This window comes from Klebsiella sp. C283 (assembly GCF_048822555.1).
In the GTDB taxonomy this organism is placed as follows: domain Bacteria; phylum Pseudomonadota; class Gammaproteobacteria; order Enterobacterales; family Enterobacteriaceae; genus Klebsiella; species Klebsiella quasipneumoniae.
The window spans coordinates 84,557-101,341 of record NZ_JBMEZS010000003.1; the positions used below are offsets into that span (position 1 = coordinate 84,557).

13 protein-coding genes and 1 pseudogene are annotated in these 16,785 nt (G+C 60.9%); 9 read left to right on the forward strand and 5 right to left on the reverse strand.

What is annotated here, in order from left to right; genetic code table 11:
* Window positions 1-40: 40 nt before the first annotated feature.
* Window positions 41-3,487 (reverse strand): transcription-repair coupling factor, encoded by a 3,447-nt coding sequence (gene mfd, locus ACOI7Z_RS06100; RefSeq protein WP_087776214.1) that lies wholly within the window; start codon window positions 3,485-3,487, stop codon window positions 41-43.
* Between the two features lie 39 nt (window positions 3,488-3,526).
* Between mfd and ACOI7Z_RS06105 the strand changes: the two genes are divergently transcribed.
* The 9 genes and pseudogenes from ACOI7Z_RS06105 to ACOI7Z_RS06145 all read left to right on the forward strand — a co-directional run bounded on the left by ACOI7Z_RS06105 (window position 3,527) and on the right by ACOI7Z_RS06145 (window position 12,800).
* The gene (locus ACOI7Z_RS06105) at window positions 3,527-3,658 is read left to right on the forward strand and encodes a hypothetical protein (protein ID WP_170927825.1); all 132 of its coding nucleotides are present in this window, start codon (window positions 3,527-3,529) and stop codon (window positions 3,656-3,658) included.
* Window positions 3,659-3,791: 133 nt separating this feature from the next.
* Complete coding sequence (gene lolC / locus ACOI7Z_RS06110; protein WP_023289151.1) at window positions 3,792-4,991, forward strand: lipoprotein-releasing ABC transporter permease subunit LolC; 1,200 nt, start codon at window positions 3,792-3,794, stop codon at window positions 4,989-4,991.
* Entirely contained in the window at window positions 4,984-5,685 is a 702-nt protein-coding gene (lolD, locus tag ACOI7Z_RS06115; protein ID WP_032452447.1) for a lipoprotein-releasing ABC transporter ATP-binding protein LolD, read from the forward strand. Before lolC ends, lolD begins: the two co-directional genes overlap by 8 nt.
* Complete coding sequence (gene lolE / locus ACOI7Z_RS06120) at window positions 5,685-6,929, forward strand: lipoprotein-releasing ABC transporter permease subunit LolE (protein ID WP_087848977.1); 1,245 nt, start codon at window positions 5,685-5,687, stop codon at window positions 6,927-6,929. The genes lolD and lolE overlap by 1 nt, the downstream gene beginning before the upstream one ends.
* Before the next feature lie 48 nt (window positions 6,930-6,977).
* The gene (gene nagK / locus ACOI7Z_RS06125) at window positions 6,978-7,889 is read left to right on the forward strand and encodes an N-acetylglucosamine kinase (protein ID WP_087848976.1); all 912 of its coding nucleotides are present in this window, start codon (window positions 6,978-6,980) and stop codon (window positions 7,887-7,889) included.
* A 14-nt stretch (window positions 7,890-7,903) separates the two neighbouring features.
* A complete protein-coding gene (cobB, locus tag ACOI7Z_RS06130; RefSeq protein WP_017898959.1) occupies window positions 7,904-8,734 on the forward strand; it encodes a Sir2 family NAD+-dependent deacetylase in 831 nt (276 codons plus the stop codon).
* A gap of 90 nt (window positions 8,735-8,824) precedes the next feature.
* Window positions 8,825-9,168 (forward strand): annotated as a pseudogene (locus ACOI7Z_RS06135) (hypothetical protein).
* Window positions 9,169-9,450: 282 nt separating this feature from the next.
* Window positions 9,451-11,079: a long-chain fatty acid--CoA ligase gene (locus ACOI7Z_RS06140; RefSeq protein ID WP_087848975.1), complete on the forward strand. Its 1,629-nt coding sequence runs from the start codon at window positions 9,451-9,453 to the stop codon at window positions 11,077-11,079.
* Window positions 11,076-12,800, forward strand: coding sequence for an aldehyde dehydrogenase family protein (locus ACOI7Z_RS06145; protein WP_087848974.1), 1,725 nt, complete (start codon window positions 11,076-11,078; stop codon window positions 12,798-12,800). Before ACOI7Z_RS06140 ends, ACOI7Z_RS06145 begins: the two co-directional genes overlap by 4 nt.
* A 45-nt stretch (window positions 12,801-12,845) precedes the next feature.
* Here ACOI7Z_RS06145 and potD read toward each other — a convergent pair whose 3' ends face one another.
* From potD to potA, 4 genes are read right to left on the reverse strand one after another with little or no spacing between them, the layout of a single operon-like run.
* The gene (gene potD, locus ACOI7Z_RS06150) at window positions 12,846-13,892 is read right to left on the reverse strand and encodes a spermidine/putrescine ABC transporter substrate-binding protein PotD (protein WP_023289157.1); all 1,047 of its coding nucleotides are present in this window, start codon (window positions 13,890-13,892) and stop codon (window positions 12,846-12,848) included.
* A complete protein-coding gene (gene potC, locus ACOI7Z_RS06155) occupies window positions 13,889-14,674 on the reverse strand; it encodes a spermidine/putrescine ABC transporter permease PotC (RefSeq protein WP_004150813.1) in 786 nt (261 codons plus the stop codon). The genes potD and potC overlap by 4 nt, the downstream gene beginning before the upstream one ends.
* Window positions 14,671-15,528, reverse strand: a complete 858-nt coding sequence (gene potB / locus ACOI7Z_RS06160) for a spermidine/putrescine ABC transporter permease PotB (protein ID WP_004150812.1) — start codon at window positions 15,526-15,528, stop codon at window positions 14,671-14,673. The genes potC and potB overlap by 4 nt, the downstream gene beginning before the upstream one ends.
* The gene (gene potA / locus ACOI7Z_RS06165) at window positions 15,512-16,648 is read right to left on the reverse strand and encodes a spermidine/putrescine ABC transporter ATP-binding protein PotA (RefSeq protein WP_087848973.1); all 1,137 of its coding nucleotides are present in this window, start codon (window positions 16,646-16,648) and stop codon (window positions 15,512-15,514) included. Before potA ends, potB begins: the two co-directional genes overlap by 17 nt.
* Window positions 16,649-16,785: the final 137 nt, after the last annotated feature.

Below are 16,785 nucleotides of genomic sequence, written 5' to 3' on the forward strand. Positions count from 1 at the left end.
AAAAGGGAGATACGGCGTACCGGCCGTATCTCCCCCGCGATCAGGCGACGGCGTTCTCTTCCAGCTGGCGCATGAACTGGCGAACCCAATCCATCCGCGTCTTACGCTCCTCGAGATCCTGCATGAACTTCAGGCGCGTCGGCCCGTCCAGGCGGAAGTGCTGCGGCTGCTTCTGCAGCAGGCCGATCAACCACACCGGATTGACGTTGTTTTTCTCGTTAAATTCGATCACGCCGCCTTTTTCATTGCTCTCCAGCTTACGGATCCCCAGCTTCTGCGCTTGCTGACGCAGACGGGCGATATCCAGCAGATTGCGGGCGGCGTCGGGCAGCCGGCCAAAACGATCGATCAGCTCGACTTTGATCTCCTCCAGATCCTGTTCGTTTTTGGCGCTGGCAATGCGCTTATAGAACGACAGACGGGTATTGACGTCGGGGATGAAATCATCAGGCAGCAGGGAAGGCATGCGCAGTTCGACTTCCGTCTGCTGGCTGGTGAGATCTTCCAGCGACGGCTCGCGCCCGGCTTTCAGGGCATCTACCGCATTCTCCAGCAGCTCCATATACAGGGAGAAGCCGATGGTCTCCATCTGACCGCTCTGATCTTCGCCCAGCAGCTCCCCGGCGCCGCGGATCTCCAGATCGTGGGTCGCCAGCGCAAAGCCGGCGCCAAGATCTTCCAGCGAGGCAATGGCTTCGAGGCGCTTTTGCGCATCGGTGGTCATCGCCTTCGGGTGCGGCGTCAGCAGCCAGGCATAGGCCTGGTGATGGGAGCGGCCAACGCGGCCGCGCAGCTGGTGCAGCTGGGCGAGGCCAAAGTGGTCGGCGCGTTCGATAATGATGGTGTTGGCGGTGGGAATGTCGATCCCGGTTTCGATGATGGTGGTGCACACCAGCACATTGAAGCGCTGGTGATGGAAGTCATTCATCACCCGCTCCAGCTCGCGCTCCCGCATCTGACCGTGGCCGATGGCGATCCGCGCCTCAGGCACCAGCTCCGCCAGCTTGTCGGCGGCTTTCTGGATGTTCTCGACGTCATTAAACAGGTAGTAAACCTGACCGCCGCGCAGCGTTTCACGCAGGATCGCCTCGCGCACGACCAGCGCATCGTATTCGCGAACGAAGGTCTTTACCGCCAGGCGGCGCGCCGGCGGCGTGGCGATGATCGACAGATCCCGCATCCCGCTCATCGCCATGTTCAGCGTTCGCGGGATCGGCGTGGCGGTGAGGGTCAGGATATCGACATCGGCGCGCATCGCTTTGATGCGCTCTTTATGCCGCACGCCAAACCGGTGCTCTTCGTCGACGATCAGCAGCCCCAGATCGCGCAGCTTCACCTCGCTCTGCAGTAGCTTATGGGTGCCGATCAAGATATCGATTTTGCCTTCCGCGGCCTGCTCGAGGATCTGCGCCTGCTCTTTAGCGCTGCGGAAGCGGGAGAGCATTTCGATGCGTACCGGCCAGTTGGCGAAACGATCGCGGAAGTTGTCATAGTGCTGCTGAGCCAGCAGGGTGGTCGGCACCAGTACCGCCACCTGTTTGTGGTTCTCCACGGCGAGGAAGGCGGCGCGCATGGCCACTTCGGTCTTGCCGAAGCCCACATCGCCACACACCAGGCGGTCCATGGCCAGCGGCTGGCACATATCGCTGAGGACGGCGTTGATCGCCTGCGCCTGATCCGGCGTGGTTTCAAACGGGAAACCGTCGCAGAACAGCTGATACTGTTCGCGGTCGTGTTTAAAGGCAAACCCGGCTTTCGCCGCGCGCTGGGCGTAGATATCCAGCAGTTCGGCCGCGACGTCGCGTACCTTCTCGGCCGCTTTTTGCCGCGCCCGGGTCCAGGCATCGCCGCCCAGCTTGTGCAGGGGCGCGTTCTCTTCCGCTCCGCCGGCGTAGCGACTGATAAGATGCAGGGAGGAGACCGGAACGTATAATTTGGCATCGTTGGCGTAGGTCAGCATCAGGTATTCGCCGGTGATGCCGCCCGCCTCCAGGGTGGTCATCCCCGCATAGCGGCCCACGCCGTGTTCCAGGTGAACGACCGGCTGGCCGATATGCAGTTCGGCAAGGTTGCGAATTAGCGTGTCAGGGTTAATGGTGCGACGGGAATCCTGACGACGGCGCGCTACGCGCTCGCCGAGCAGGTCGCTCTCGCAAATCAGCGCCAGGCCGCGCTGGCTGTCGATAAACCCGTGCTCGGCGGCGCCAATCATCAGATAGCGCCCGTTGCCGGTGGCTTCCTCCAGGCGCAGCAGGTGTTTCGGCGCAATTTTGATCCGCGCCAGCATTTCGCTCAGCGCTTCCCGGCGACCCTCGCTTTCAACGGAGAAGATCACCGGGCCGGCAAACGCTTCGAGGAAGCGGCGCAGATTATCCAGCGGCGCTTTGTTTTGCGCCTGGACGGCGAGGTCCGGCAGCGTCTGGTAGCCCAGGTTGGTATTCGCTGCTTTTTCGGCCAGGCGCTCGGTTTTCAGCTGAACGCGCGGCCACTTTTTCAGTTCGCTGAACAGCTCATCGCTGCGCAGCCACAGTAGTTCCGGCGGCAGGAGCGGGCGCATCGGATCGACGCCGCGGTTTTCAAAGCGGGCGCGGGCTTCATTCTGGAAACGCTCCGCGCTGGCCTCGAGATCGCCGGTGTTGACGATCAGCGTGCTGGCCGGGAAATAGCTAAATAACGGCGGCAGCGGCTCGCTGAAGAACAGCGGCTGCCAGTATTCGATACCGGCAGGCAGCGTCCCTTTACTGACCTGCTGATAGATATGCTCGGCATCGCGTTTCACCTCAAAGCGGTCGCGCCACTGACTGCGGAACAGCTCGATGGCGGTCTGGTCGGTGGGGAATTCGTGCGCCGGCAGCAGGTTAATGGCCGCCACTTCCTCCAGCGTGCGCTGGCTGTCGACGTCGAACAGGCGCAGGCTGTCGATTTCATCGTCAAAGAAATCGAGGCGGTAGGGCTGGTCGCTGCCCATCGGGAACAGGTCGAGCAGCGCGCCGCGGGTGGCGTATTCGCCATGCTCCATCACCTGATCGACATGGCGGTAGCCGGCCCCCTCGAGCTGATCGCGCAGCGCATCGCGCGACAGGCGCTGACCCTTTTTCATCACCAGCGCGTGGCCGTGAAGGAAGCTGTGCGGACAGACGCGCTGCATCAGCGTGCTGACCGGGACGATCAGTACGCCGCGCTGCATAGTGGGTAACTGGTAAAGGGTGGCAAGACGGGAGGAGATGATGTCCTGATGCGGCGAGAAGCTGTCGTAAGGGAGCGTTTCCCAGTCCGCCAGCCCCATCACCAGGCTGTCGGTGAACTGCCTGATCTCGTCGTTCAGACGCAGCGCGTTTTGCATGTCAGGCGCCACCAGCACCACCGGGCCCTTGTGGCGTTCGGCCATCTCCGCCACCAGGGTGGCGCAGGCTGCGCCGGTCAACTCGCCAAGCTGGCGCTGGTCACCGGCTTTCACCGGCAATGAGTATCGATATTGTTCAGGCATAGACGGTTTCATGGTCTCTTAGGGATTCGCTCTGCCGATATGGAGGGCAACTCGCTGATATTCAATAGTGTGATTATCCGCGATTGGTCTGGATTCGCCAACCCGAATTGCCATCGCGTGTTGAGTGAAGAAAGGTCAGCGCTGTCGATAAGCGTAAAGATTAATAAGTAAGTACATATCTATCCGTTTGTATTTGCTTGATTTTTAGGATTATTGCTAATAAAGTCGTCAGGTATCAGTCATTTACGCTGCCCCTAATCGCTTATATACTCGGGAATCGGCTATCAGCAACCAGATGGATGACATGTACCAACCTGCCGCACTCTTTATCGGCCTGCGCTATATGCGCGGGCGCGCAGCCGACCGCTTCGGTCGTTTCGTCTCCTGGCTTTCCACCATCGGTATTACCCTCGGCGTCATGGCGCTGGTGACGGTCCTGTCGGTGATGAACGGCTTTGAACGCGAACTGCAAAACAACATCCTGGGGCTGATGCCCCAGGCCATTCTTAGCGCCAAACAGGGTTCGGTGAATCCCCAACAGCTGCCGGAGCGCGAGGCGAAACTCCAGGGCGTCACCCGCGTGGCGCCGATCACCACCGGCGACGTGGTGCTGCAGAGCGCGCGCAGCGTGGCGGTCGGCGTGATGCTGGGCATCGACCCGGCGCAGAACGATCCCCTGACACCGTACCTGGTGAACGTCAAACAGAGCGATCTGCAGGCGGGCAAATATAACGTGATTCTCGGCGAGCAGCTGGCGGGCCAGCTGGGGGTGAATCGCGGCGATAAAATTCGCGTGATGGTCCCCTCCGCCAGCCAGTTTACGCCGATGGGACGCGTGCCGAGCCAACGTCTGTTTACAGTCATCGGCACCTTCGCCGCCAACAGCGAAGTCGATGGTTATCAGATGCTGACCAACATCGACGACGCTTCCCGTTTGATGCGCTACCCGCTGGGGAATATCACCGGCTGGCGCCTGTGGCTGGATAAACCGCTGCAAGTGGATACCCTCAGCCAGCAGACGCTGCCGTCGGGCACCCAGTGGCAGGACTGGCGCGAGCGCAAGGGCGAACTGTTCCAGGCGGTGCGTATGGAGAAAAATATGATGGGCCTGCTGCTCAGCCTGATCGTCGCCGTCGCGGCCTTCAACATTATTACCTCGCTGGGGATGATGGTGATGGAGAAGCAGGGCGAAGTGGCGATCCTGCAGACCCAGGGGCTGACGCCGCGACAGATTATGGCCGTCTTTATGGTGCAGGGCGCCAGCGCCGGGATCGTCGGCGCGCTGCTGGGAGCCGTGCTTGGCGCGCTGCTGGCCAGCCAGTTGAATAATTTAATGCCGATCATCGGCGCCTTCCTTGACGGCGCGGCGCTGCCGGTGGCGATTGAGCCGCTGCAGGTCGTCGTGATCGCCCTGGTGGCGATGGCGCTGGCATTGTTGTCTACGTTGTACCCTTCCTGGCGCGCTGCCGCCACTCAACCCGCTGAGGCTTTACGTTATGAATAAGATCCTGCTGCAATGCGACAACCTGTGCAAACGCTATCAGGAAGGCAATGTGCAAACCGATGTCCTGCACAATGTCAGCTTCAGCATTGATGAAGGCGAGATGATGGCCATCGTCGGCACCTCCGGCTCCGGCAAAAGTACCCTGCTGCATCTGCTGGGCGGCCTCGATACGCCCACCTCTGGCGACGTGATTTTCTCCGGCCAGCCGATGAGCAAGCTCTCTACCGCCGCGCGCGCCGACCTGCGCAACCGCGAGCTGGGCTTTATCTATCAGTTCCACCATCTGCTGCCGGACTTTAGCGCGCTGGAAAACGTGGCGATGCCGCTGCTGATTGGCAAAAAGAAGCCGGCGGACATTGAACGTCAGGCGAAAGCGATGCTGCATGCGGTCGGGCTTGAACACCGCAGCCATCACCGTCCGTCGGAGCTCTCCGGCGGCGAACGCCAGCGGGTGGCGATTGCCCGCGCGCTGGTGAACAAACCGCGGCTGGTATTGGCGGATGAGCCGACCGGGAACCTCGACGCCCGCAACGCGGACAGCATCTTCCAGCTGCTGGGCGAACTGAACCTCGCGCAGCGCACCGCGTTTCTGGTGGTGACCCACGACCTGCAGCTGGCGAAGCGGATGAGCCGCCAGCTGGAGATGCGCGATGGCCGCCTGACCGCCGACCTGACCCTGATGGGGGCCGAGTAATGGCCTCTCCGTTATCGTTATTAATTGCATTGCGTTTCAGCCGCGGCCGGCGGCGCGGCGGCATGGTGTCGCTGATCTCGGTGATCTCCACCATCGGCATTGCGCTGGGGGTGGCGGTGCTGATCGTCGGTCTCAGCGCGATGAACGGCTTTGAGCGCGAGCTGAACCACCGCGTGCTGGCGGTGGTGCCGCACGGTGAAATTGAACCCGTGAACCAGCCGTGGAATAACTGGCAGGAGGCGCTGGCGAAGGTGCAGAAGGTGAAGGGGATTGTTGCGGCGGCGCCCTATATTAACTTCACCGGCCTGGTGGAGAGCGGCAGCAATATGCGCGCCATCCAGGTGAAAGGGGTCGACCCGCAGCAGGAAATCCGGCTCAGCGCGCTGCCCACCTTTGTGCAGAATAACGCGTGGGCCGGCTTCAAGGCCGGCGAACAGCAGGTGATTCTGGGTAAAGGGGTCGCCGATGCCCTGCACGTGAAGCGGGGGGACTGGGTGTCGATCATGATCCCTAACGCCGACGCCGACCATCAACTGCTGCAGCCGAAACGCGTCAGGCTGCATGTGACCGGTATTTTACAGCTGAGCGGCCAGCTCGATCATAGTTTTGCCATGATCCCGATGCAGGATGCGCAGCAGTACCTGGAGATGGGCGGCAGCGTGACCGGCATCGCCATCAAGGTCACCGACGTTTTCCATGCTAACAAGCTGGTGCGCGACGCCGGCGAGGTGACCAACAGCTACGTCTACATCAAGAGCTGGATTGGCACCTACGGCTATATGTATCGCGATATCCAGATGATCCGCGCCATTATGTACCTGGCGATGGTGCTGGTGATCGGCGTGGCCTGCTTCAACATCGTCTCGACGCTGGTGATGGCGGTCAAAGACAAAAGCGGCGATATTGCGGTGCTGCGCACGCTTGGCGCAAAAGACGGCTTAATTCGCGCGATTTTCGTGTGGTATGGTTTATTAGCCGGATCGGTAGGCAGCCTGTTCGGGGTGGTGATCGGCGTGATCTGCGCGTTGAATCTGACGTCAATCATCAACGGCATCGAATACCTGATTGGGCATAAATTCCTCTCCGGCGACATCTATTTTATTGACTTCCTGCCGTCTGAACTGCACTGGCTGGACGTCTTTTATGTGCTGGTGACAGCACTGTTGCTGAGTTTGCTGGCCAGCTGGTATCCCGCCCGCCGCGCCAGCCGTATCGACCCGGCGAGGGTGCTGAGTGGCCAGTAATTTATCGTCATCGTCGGCCTGGCTGACGACACAAGAGGAATTGCTGAAATGTACTATGGATTTGACATTGGCGGCAGCAAGATAGCGCTGGGCGTATTTAATCAGGAGCGGCGGCTGCAGTGGGAAAAACGCGTCGCCACGCCGAAAAACAGTTATGAGGATTTTCTCCAGGCGGTGGAGGCGCTGGTCCGCGAGGCCGATGCGCGCTTCGACCGGCAGGGGACGGTTGGGATCGGTATCCCGGGAATGCCGGAGACGGCGGACGGCACGCTGTATGCCGCTAACGTGCCTGCCGCCAGCGGCCGGCCGCTGCGCGCCGACCTCAGCGCGCGACTGGGGCGCGATGTGCGCCTCGATAATGACGCCAACTGCTTCGCGCTGTCGGAAGCGTGGGACGATGAGTTTACGCAATACCCGCTGGTGATGGGGCTGATCCTCGGCACCGGCGTGGGCGGCGGCCTGGTGTTGAACGGTAAATCGATTACCGGACATAGCTATATCACCGGCGAGTTTGGTCATATTCGTCTGCCGGTGGATGCCCTGGAGGTGGTCGGGCGTGATTTTCCGCTGCTTCGCTGCGGCTGCGGCCAGCTGGGCTGCATTGAAAATTATCTCTCCGGCCGCGGTTTCGCCTGGCTGTATGAACATTTTTATCAGCAACCGCTTACCTCGCCGGAGATTGTGGCGCAGTGGCAGCAGCACGATCCGCGCGCCCAGGCGCACGTGGAGCGCTATCTCGATCTGCTGGCGGTGTGTCTGGGAAATATACTGACCATTGTCGACCCGGATTTGCTGGTGCTCGGCGGTGGATTATCTAACTTTACGGCCATTAGCGAAGGGCTGGCGCAGCGATTGCCGCGCCATCTTCTGCCGGTCGCCAGGGTACCGCGCATTGAGCGCGCGCGTCACGGCGATGCCGGGGGAATGCGCGGTGCGGCCTTCCTTCATCTGACCCATTAACCACAGAGGTAGCTATGCAGTCGCGCCGTTTACATCGATTGAGCCGTTTTCGTCGCAATAAACGTCAGTTGCGTGACCGTCTGCGTCAGCGGATTTTCTTTAGGGAGGACAGGATGAAGCCTGAAGCGATGGCCAAACCGAGAGTGGTGGTGTTAACCGGTGCGGGCATATCGGCGGAGTCGGGGATCAAAACTTTCCGCGCGGCCGATGGCCTGTGGGAAGAGCATCGGGTGGAAGATGTGGCGACGCCGGAAGGCTTCGCCCGCGACCCGGCGCTGGTGCAGGCGTTCTACAACGCCCGCCGTCGTCAGCTGCAGAGTCCGGAGATCGCGCCGAACGCGGCGCATCTGGCGCTGGCGCGTCTGGAGGATCTGCTGGGCGACCATTTTCTGCTGGTCACCCAGAATATCGATAATCTGCACGAACGCGCCGGCAACCGCCGGGTGATCCATATGCACGGCGAGCTGCTGAAGGTGCGCTGTTCGTGGAGCGGCCAGGTGCTGGAGTGGACCGGGGACGTCACCGCAGAGGACAAATGCCACTGCTGCCAGTTCCCGGCGGCGCTGCGTCCGCACGTGGTCTGGTTTGGCGAAATGCCGCTGGGGATGGACGAGATCTACAGCGCGCTGGCCGAAGCGGATATTTTTATCGCCATCGGCACCTCCGGCCACGTGTATCCGGCGGCCGGCTTTGTGCACGAGGCGCGACTGCACGGCGCCCATACGGTTGAACTGAACCTCGAGCCCAGCCAGGTGGGCAGCGAGTTTGCCGAAAAGCACTACGGGCTGGCAAGCGAAGTGGTACCCGCCTTTATCGATAAGCTGCTGCAGGAAAACGCGCTGTAAACTGAATCAGCCTGCCGGTGGCCAGGGCGACGCCCACCGCTTCCGGCAGCGCTGTTGACAAGGATGTCACGTCATGACAGGAGTCAGACCATGCATCATCCCCTGGTCATTGCATCGATCGCCTTGATCGCGGCCATTATCGTCGGCGTCTGGAGCCAGCGTGCGCTACCTGAATACGCCGATAGCCGACCGATCCTCTTCCTGCTGTGCCTGTTGATCGGCACCGGCAGCGCGTTGTGCCTGCTGCTGGATGGCTTAGCCCTGCTGTTCACCGGTCAGGTCGCGACGGGCGGTGTGCGGATATACGGCCCCATGCTGCTGCTGGTGGTGCTGTGGAAACCCCTCAACGGGCTCTTCGGCATCATTGAAGATTTTGTGCAACGGCGAGCCAAAAAGGGAAGGACAAAGGCCAGTGCGACGGTGGACGACGCTGATCCGCTTCCCCCTGAGACGCGCATAACTTTCTCCTGGCTACCGTCAGCCCCCGGCGGTCGCTCTGACGATATCGCCCGGACCGGCGCCGGGCAATGACCTCCATCCTGTCATTCTCGGCTTCTCCTTTCTGAGCGATTTCCTACTCTATTTTGTGCGTGACCGCTGATTTCTGTACGTTTTTTTGTGCATACCGGCAAATGTAGACCAGATTCAATAGGCGCCCGCACGTTCGCGCCGCGACCCTGTTCCCCCGCCCGGAAGTCTGCAAAGGAGACCCCGCCATGCCGTCACCGATGATTTATCAGGATCTCACCACCACCGCGCTGCTCAGCCATGCGGCGCAATACCACAGCGAGACGGAGATCGTTTCGGTGGGCGCCGGCGGTGAGAAAGAGCGCAGCTGCTGGGGGGAAGTGGCCAGCCGCGCTCAGCGGCTGGCATCGGCGCTGGCGTCGCTGGGGCTGCCGCCGGGCGCCCGCTGCGCCACCCTCGCATGGAACAATCGCCGCCACCTGGAGATCTATTTCGCCGTCGCCTCCGGCGGCTGGGTGACGCACACCGTCAATCCGCGGCTGTCGGTTGACCATCTGCGGTATATCCTCAACGACGCCGCCGACGAGGTGCTGTTCTTTGACCAGACCTTTTTGCCGCTGGTGGCGCAGCTGCTGCCGCAGCTGCCGACGGTGAAACACGTCGTGCTGATGGCGCCCCGCAGCGAAGCGGCGCTCAGCCAGCTGCCCTCATTGCTGTTTTTTGACGAACTGTTGCAGCAGGGGATGGCAGACTATCGCTGGCCGCCGCTCAATGAACTGACGCCGGCCTCGCTCTGCTACACCTCGGGGACCACCGGCCGACCGAAAGGGGTGTTGAATACCCATCGTTCGCTGGTCCTGCATGCCCTGAGCGGCAATCAGCCGGACGCCGCCGGGATCTCGGCCAGGGATAGCCTGTTGCCGGTGGTGCCGATGTTCCATGTCAACGCGTGGGGGACGCCGTTTATCGCCGCCATGGTCGGCGCGCGGCTGGTGCTGCCGGGGCCGCACCTCGATGGCGACAGCCTGCTGCAGCTGCTGGCCGCCGAGAAGGTGACGGTGGCGTTCGGCGTGCCGGTGATCTGGGCCGGTCTGTTGGCGACGATGCGACGGTCGGACATGCGGCTGCCTGATTTTAAACGCGCGTTTGTCGGGGGCTCCGCGCTGCCGCCGTCGATGATGGAGGCCTTTCAGCACGATTACGGCATTACGCTGATCCACGCCTGGGGAATGACCGAAACATCGCCCATCGGCACCATTAACACGCTGTTGAGCAAACATGACGCACTCCCGGCGCCGGAGCAGCAAAAACAGCGTACCGGTCAGGGGCGGCCTATTTTTGGCATCGAGCTACAGGTGGTGGATGTCGAGGGCGACCCACTGCCGATGGACGGCCAAAGTCAGGGATATCTGCAGGTCAGAGGGCACTGGGTGGTGGAGCAGTACTATGGTCAGGACGAAAGCGCCCTGACCGCGACAGGCTGGTTTGATACCGGCGATATCGGTACGCTCGACGCCAATGGTTATCTGGTGATCAGCGATCGGGCAAAGGATATCATCAAGTCCGGCGGCGAGTGGATCTCCACCGTTGAGCTGGAGAATATCGCCATCGCCCATCAGGCGGTGCGCAGCGCGGCGGCCATCGCCGCCCGCCACCCGCGCTGGGACGAGCGGCCGGTGCTGCTGTGCGTTCGCGTGGAAGGGGGCGAAGTGGAAGAGAGCGATCTGCTGGCCTGGTTTGAGAAACGGGTGCCCAAATGGCAGATCCCGGACCGGGTGATATTTGTCGATGCGCTACCGGTCAGCGCCACGGGCAAGGTGCTCAAAAATCAGCTGCGCCAGGCCTATGGAGAGATTTTAATGAGTGAGGGAAAATGAGCCACGCGCGACCCGGTCTGACGACCTGCTCTCAGTATGACGCAGCGCTGCACGCCTTGTCGGCGGCGCGCCAGCGCTGGGCGGAGACCTCAGTGAATCGTCGTCTGGCGCTCCTGCGCCAGATCAAGGATGCCCTGGCTTCAATTGCTCCTGCGTGGGTGGAGGCGGCGGCGAGGGCCAAAGGACTACCGCCAGGCGATCCGCTGACGGGCGAAGAGTGGCTGGCAGGTCCCTGCGCGCTGATGGTCGGCTGCAACGGGCTTATCGCCACCCTGGAGCAGCTGGAGGAGAAAACCTTTCTCCGGCGGATCCCGCTGCGGACGCTGGCGGACGGCCGCCTGGCGCTGCGGGTGGTGCCCGGCACGCTCTGGGATCGACTGTTGCTGTCTGGTGTTCGCGCTGAAATTTGGATGCAGCCGGGGGTCACCCGGGCCAATCTCGATCGCTGCGCGGCAGCCGCATACGATATCCCGCCGGCCGCGCGGCAGGGCAAGCTGGCGCTGGTGCTCGGCGCCGGGAATGTGGCCGCTATCGCGCCGCTGGACGTATTACACAAACTGTTTATTGAAAATCAGGTCTGCCTGCTGAAGCTCAACCCGGTGAATGATTATCTGCACGATCTGCTGGCTCAGGCTCTGGCGCCGCTGATCGCCATGGATGCGCTCCGCATCGTCACCGGCGACGTCCAGGCGGGGGCGTGGCTGACCACCCATCCCGCTGTCGATGAGATCCATATCACCGGCTCGCGGGAGAGCCATGACGCTATCGTCTGGGGCGATGGTGAGGCGGCTCGCCAGCGTCGGGCCGCCGGGACGCCGCTGAACCCGCGTCGGGTGACCTCGGAGCTGGGCGGCGTCAGCCCTACCATTATCGTCCCCGGTCCGTGGAGCGAGGCGGATATCGCTTTTCAGGCGCAGCAGCTGGCGACGCAGAAGATGAACAATGGCGGGTTTAACTGCGTGGCCAGCCAGGTGCTGATCCTGCAGCAGGGCTGGGAGCCGGCGTCGGCCCTGCTTAATCAGCTGTACCGGCTGATCGCCGCCAATACCCGTCCGGACTATTACCCCGGCGCGGAAAACCGGCTGACTGACTTTCGCCTGCGCGCCCGTCAGCCGCTGGAGATAGTCCGCGGCGACGCGCTGCCGTTGATTGTGGCGAACACCGAGGATGATCCGGACTTCTGCCAGCAGGAGGTCTTTGGCCCGGGGCTGTCGATCACCCGCCTTGAGGCCGACAGCGCGGAAAGCTTTTTGCGCCAGGCGATCGGCTATGCCAATCAGCGGCTGCAGGGCACGCTAGGGGCCAATATTGTGATCCACCCGCGCACCCGCAAGGCGATTGGGCGTAAGCGTTTTAACGCGCTGATCGCCGAGCTGCGCTATGGCACGGTGGCGATCAACTGCTGGAGCGGGGTGGCCTTCCTGTTAGCTCCCTGCCCGTGGGGGGCGTTTCCCGGCCACAGGCTCGACGATATTCAGAGCGGGCAGGGCAAGGTGCATAACAGCTTTATGCTGGAGAAAACCGAGCGCACGGTGATTGAGGCGCCGTTTCGGCCGTTTCCGCGCAGTCTGCGGCATGGCGAACTGACGCTGATGCCCCTGCCGCCCTGGTTTATTACTCACCGGGGGCAGGAAGCGGTGGCGCAGCGGCTAGTGGATTTTTACCATCGGCCGCGCTGGCGCAAGCTGCCGGCGATCCTCTGGTGCGCGCTGAGGGGCTAAAGTGAGAGCAAAAAAAGGGCGGAACCGCGGTTCCGCCCTGCGGGATTAGCGGCCCGCTTTCAGCTTCTGGTAATACTCTTCATAAATAGCGCTGGCGCTGCCGACGTCATTTTGCCATTCGCCTTTCTCGATGGTGGCGGCGTCCGGATAGAGCGATTTATCGTTGGCCACGGCCGGGCTGAGCATTTTGCGCGCCGCCAGGTTTGGCGTGGGGTAGCCGATGGTTTCCGCGACCTGCTTGGCGACATCCGGGCGTAGCAGGAAGTTAATCAACTTCAGCGCGCCGTCGACGTTTTTCGCATTTGCCGGGATCGACAGGCTGTCCATCCAGAAGATGCCGCCTTCTTTCGGCCAGATCACTTCCAGCGGCGTACCGGCCTGGCGGGCGACGTAAGCCGAACCGTTCCATACCATGCCGAGGTTCACTTCGCCTTCCATATACGGGTTCGCCGGGTTATCGGAGTTAAACGCCGCGACGTTGGGCATCAGTTTTTTCAGCTCGTTATAGGCGGCTTCAATCTCTTTCGGGTCGGTCGTGTTGCCGGAATAGCCCAGCTTACGCAGCGCTATCTGGAACACTTCGCGCGCGTCGTCGGTCAGCAGCAGGCTGCTTTTGTATTCCGGCTTCCACAGGTCGGCCCAGCTGGTGACGGTTTTCGGATCGATAGCGTCGCTGTTGACGCCGATGGCCGTCGCCCCCCAGATGTAGGGGATGGAGTAGTCGTTATTCGGGTCGAACGGTTTGTTCAGCATCTGCGGATCGAGGTTGCTGAAGTTAGTCAGCTTGCTCTTATCGATCTTCTGCAGCATGCCTTCTTTACGCATCTTGTCGACGAAGTAGGTCGACGGGACGACCAGGTCGTACGCCCCGTCTTTATAGGTCTTGAGCTTGGCGTACATGGTTTCGTTCGACTCGTAGGTCGAGTAGATAACCTTGATGCCGGTCTCTTTGGTGAATTGCTCCAGCAGGCCCGGCGGCACATATTCGGTCCAGTTATAGAAGTAGAGCGTTTTGCTGTCGTCCGCGTGGGCGGCGCTCATGCCGATTGCCAGAGCGCCCGCCGCGAGCAGGTGGCGCGACCATTTTTTCATTTTAACGTCCCCTGAGTTTTATCACGTGCAATTAACTGACTGGCGATGACCATCACCAGCGACAGAACCAACAGTATCGTTGCCAGAGCGTTCACCTCTGGCGAAACGCCGACCTTGACCATCGAATAGATCTTCAGCGGCAGGATTTCATACCCCGGACCGGTGACGAACGAGGAGACCACCACGTCATCCATCGACAGCGTGAAGCTCAGCAGCCACCCGGCCGCCACCGCCGGCAGGGCCAGCGGCAGGATGATTTTGCGCAGGATGGTCATCTCGCTGGCGCCCAGATCTTTCGCCGCCTCCAGCATCCGCACATCGAAGCCTTTCAGCCGGGAGTAAACGGTGACCACCACAAACGGCAGGCAAAAGGTGATATGCGAAAACAGCAGCGACCAGAAGCCAAGCTGGACGCCAATCAGCATAAACAGCACCAGCAGGGAGATGGCCATGACAATATCGGGCGACATCATCACTACAAACAGCATGCCGCTAACGAACGGTTTGCCGCGAAAACGGTAGCGGTACAGCGCCACGGCGGTTAGCGAGCCGATAAGGGTGGCGAAGGTCGCCGACAGCACCGCCATGGTCAGCGAGTGCTGGGCGGCCTGCAGCAGGCTATCGTTGTTCATCAGCAGACTATACCAGTCGGTGGTGAACCCCTGCCAGTTGATGCCGAAACGCGACCGGTTAAACGAGTTAACGATCAGAATAATAATAGGGATGTAGAGATACGCGTAGATGGCGGTCATAAAGCCGCCGCGCAGCAGTCGACCGATCATTCCAGCTCCACCTTTTTATTCAGCAGGCGCGCCGCGCGCCAGTAAATCAACAGCATCAGGCCCATCACCAGGGTTAAGGTAATGCTGGTTGCCGCGCCAAACGGCCAGTCGCGAATATTGAGGAACTGGCTCTTGATCACATTGCCGATCAGCAGGTTCTTGGCGCCGCCCATCAGGTCGGAAACGTAGAACAGCCCCATCGCCGGCAACATGACCAGCAGGCAGCCGGCGATGATCCCCGGCATGGTCAGCGGAATGATGATGCGGATAAACGTCTGCAGCTTGCTGGCGCCGAGATCTTTCGCCGCTTCCAGCAGCGGCCGATCCAGTTTCTCAATGCTGGAGTAGAGCGGCATCACCATAAACGGCAGCAGGATGTACACCAGGCCGATAATCACCGCCGACGGGGTGAACATAATGCGTATCGGCGTGTCGATCACTCCCAGCCACAGGAGAAACTCGTTCAGGTAGCCTTTGGTGCTGAGGAAAATCTTCAGCCCGTAGATGCGGATCAACGAGTTGGTCCAGAAGGGAACGATCAGCAGGAACAGCAGCAGGGGCCGCACCTTCTGCGGCAGCCGGGCAAGGAACCACGCAAACGGGTAGCCCAGCGCCAGGCAGGCGAGGGTCGCCAGCAGCGCCATGTTCAGCGAATGCAGCAGCACGTCGTAATAGAGCGGATCCAGCAGCCGCGAGTAGTTGTCCAGCGTGAAGACCAGCTTGACGAAGTTAGCGTCGTCGCGGGTCAGGAAGCTGGTGGCGATGATCATCAGGTTGGGCAGAAAGACAAACAGCACCAGCCAACCGACGATGGTGGCGATCACCACATTCTGGAATTTACTGGTGTTCTTCATCGGCCAGCACCACCTCCCAGCTCTCCACCCAATTGATAGACATTTTCTGGTCAAGAGAGTGGTCGAAATCCGGGTCGTCTTCATTAAAGAATTCGCTGACCATCACCATTTTGCCGTTTTCCAGCTCCACCACCGACTCGAGGGTCATGCCCTTATAGTTGCGCTCGCGCACATAGCCGATCAGGCCGTCGGCGTCGCTGTTGTGGTGGATCTCATCGACGCGCAGATCTTCCGGGCGCAGCAGGACATGCAGACGCTGGCCGGCCTCCACCGCAAAATTGACGGTGATGTTGCATTCACGCCCTTCCACGCTGGCCCGCACGCGCTGTTCGTCGATGCGTTCAATGACCGTGGCGTCGAAGATATTGATCTCGCCGATAAAGCTGGCGACGAACAGGTTTTTTGGCTCTTCGTAGATCTCGCGCGGGGTGCCGTCCTGTTCGATTTTGCCATCACGCATCACCACGATGCGATCGGACATGGTCAGGGCCTCTTCCTGGTCGTGCGTGACGAAGACGAAGGTGATGCCGAGCTTACGCTGCAGCGCTTTCAGTTCGTTCTGCATCTGCTTACGCAGCTTGTAATCCAGCGCCGAAAGGGACTCATCGAGCAGCAGTAGGCGCGGTTTGTTGACCACCGCGCGGGCGATGGCCACGCGCTGCTGCTGGCCGCCGGAGAGCTGGTGCGGTTTGCGCTGGGCAAACGCCTCCAGCTGCACCATCTTTAAGGCATCCATCACCCGCGGAGTGATTTCCGCCGCCGGGGTTTTCTGCATCCGCAGGCCGAAGGCGACGTTCTCGAACACCGTCATATGCGGAAACAGGGCGTAGCTTTGGAATACGGTATTAACGTGGCGGTTTTCCGCCGGAACATGAGTGATATCGTGATCTTCGAGATGGATCCGTCCGCTGTCGACGTTTTCCAGGCCGGCGATAAGGCGCAGAACGGTGGTTTTACCGCAGCCAGAGGGGCCAAGCAGGGTGAGAAACTCACCATTGTTGATGGTCAGGTTAAGGTTATCGATGACCGTTTTACCATCAAAGCTTTTGCGAATTCCCGCCAGTTGCACCAGCGGCGAACGCGAACGCGGTTGTATATTCAATTTTTGACTCTGTCCCATGTAGACGCAACGGAAACTTCCGACCGCTGCGGGGTTTGTGATTAACCACCTTTGGGGTTGCACGTTTTTAATAAGGGCCAGCATTCTACGGCAAACGAGGGTAATCGCCAATCCTTGATACGCCTGCATAGTCTACC

Coding starts and splice junctions, on each gene's coding strand:
- lolE (WP_087848977.1), top strand. CDS start 5,685: ATGGCCTCTCCGTTATCGTTATTAATTGCATTGCGTTTCAGCCGCGGC.
- potD (WP_023289157.1), bottom strand. CDS start 13,892: ATGAAAAAATGGTCGCGCCACCTGCTCGCGGCGGGCGCTCTGGCAATC.
- ACOI7Z_RS06145 (WP_087848974.1), top strand. CDS start 11,076: ATGAGCCACGCGCGACCCGGTCTGACGACCTGCTCTCAGTATGACGCA.
- cobB (WP_017898959.1), top strand. CDS start 7,904: ATGCAGTCGCGCCGTTTACATCGATTGAGCCGTTTTCGTCGCAATAAA.
- lolC (WP_023289151.1), top strand. CDS start 3,792: ATGTACCAACCTGCCGCACTCTTTATCGGCCTGCGCTATATGCGCGGG.
- ACOI7Z_RS06105 (WP_170927825.1), top strand. CDS start 3,527: ATGGAGGGCAACTCGCTGATATTCAATAGTGTGATTATCCGCGATTGG.
- nagK (WP_087848976.1), top strand. CDS start 6,978: ATGTACTATGGATTTGACATTGGCGGCAGCAAGATAGCGCTGGGCGTA.
- potA (WP_087848973.1), bottom strand. CDS start 16,648: ATGGGACAGAGTCAAAAATTGAATATACAACCGCGTTCGCGTTCGCCG.
- ACOI7Z_RS06140 (WP_087848975.1), top strand. CDS start 9,451: ATGCCGTCACCGATGATTTATCAGGATCTCACCACCACCGCGCTGCTC.
- potB (WP_004150812.1), bottom strand. CDS start 15,528: ATGAAGAACACCAGTAAATTCCAGAATGTGGTGATCGCCACCATCGTC.
- mfd (WP_087776214.1), bottom strand. CDS start 3,487: ATGCCTGAACAATATCGATACTCATTGCCGGTGAAAGCCGGTGACCAG.
- potC (WP_004150813.1), bottom strand. CDS start 14,674: ATGATCGGTCGACTGCTGCGCGGCGGCTTTATGACCGCCATCTACGCG.
- lolD (WP_032452447.1), top strand. CDS start 4,984: ATGAATAAGATCCTGCTGCAATGCGACAACCTGTGCAAACGCTATCAG.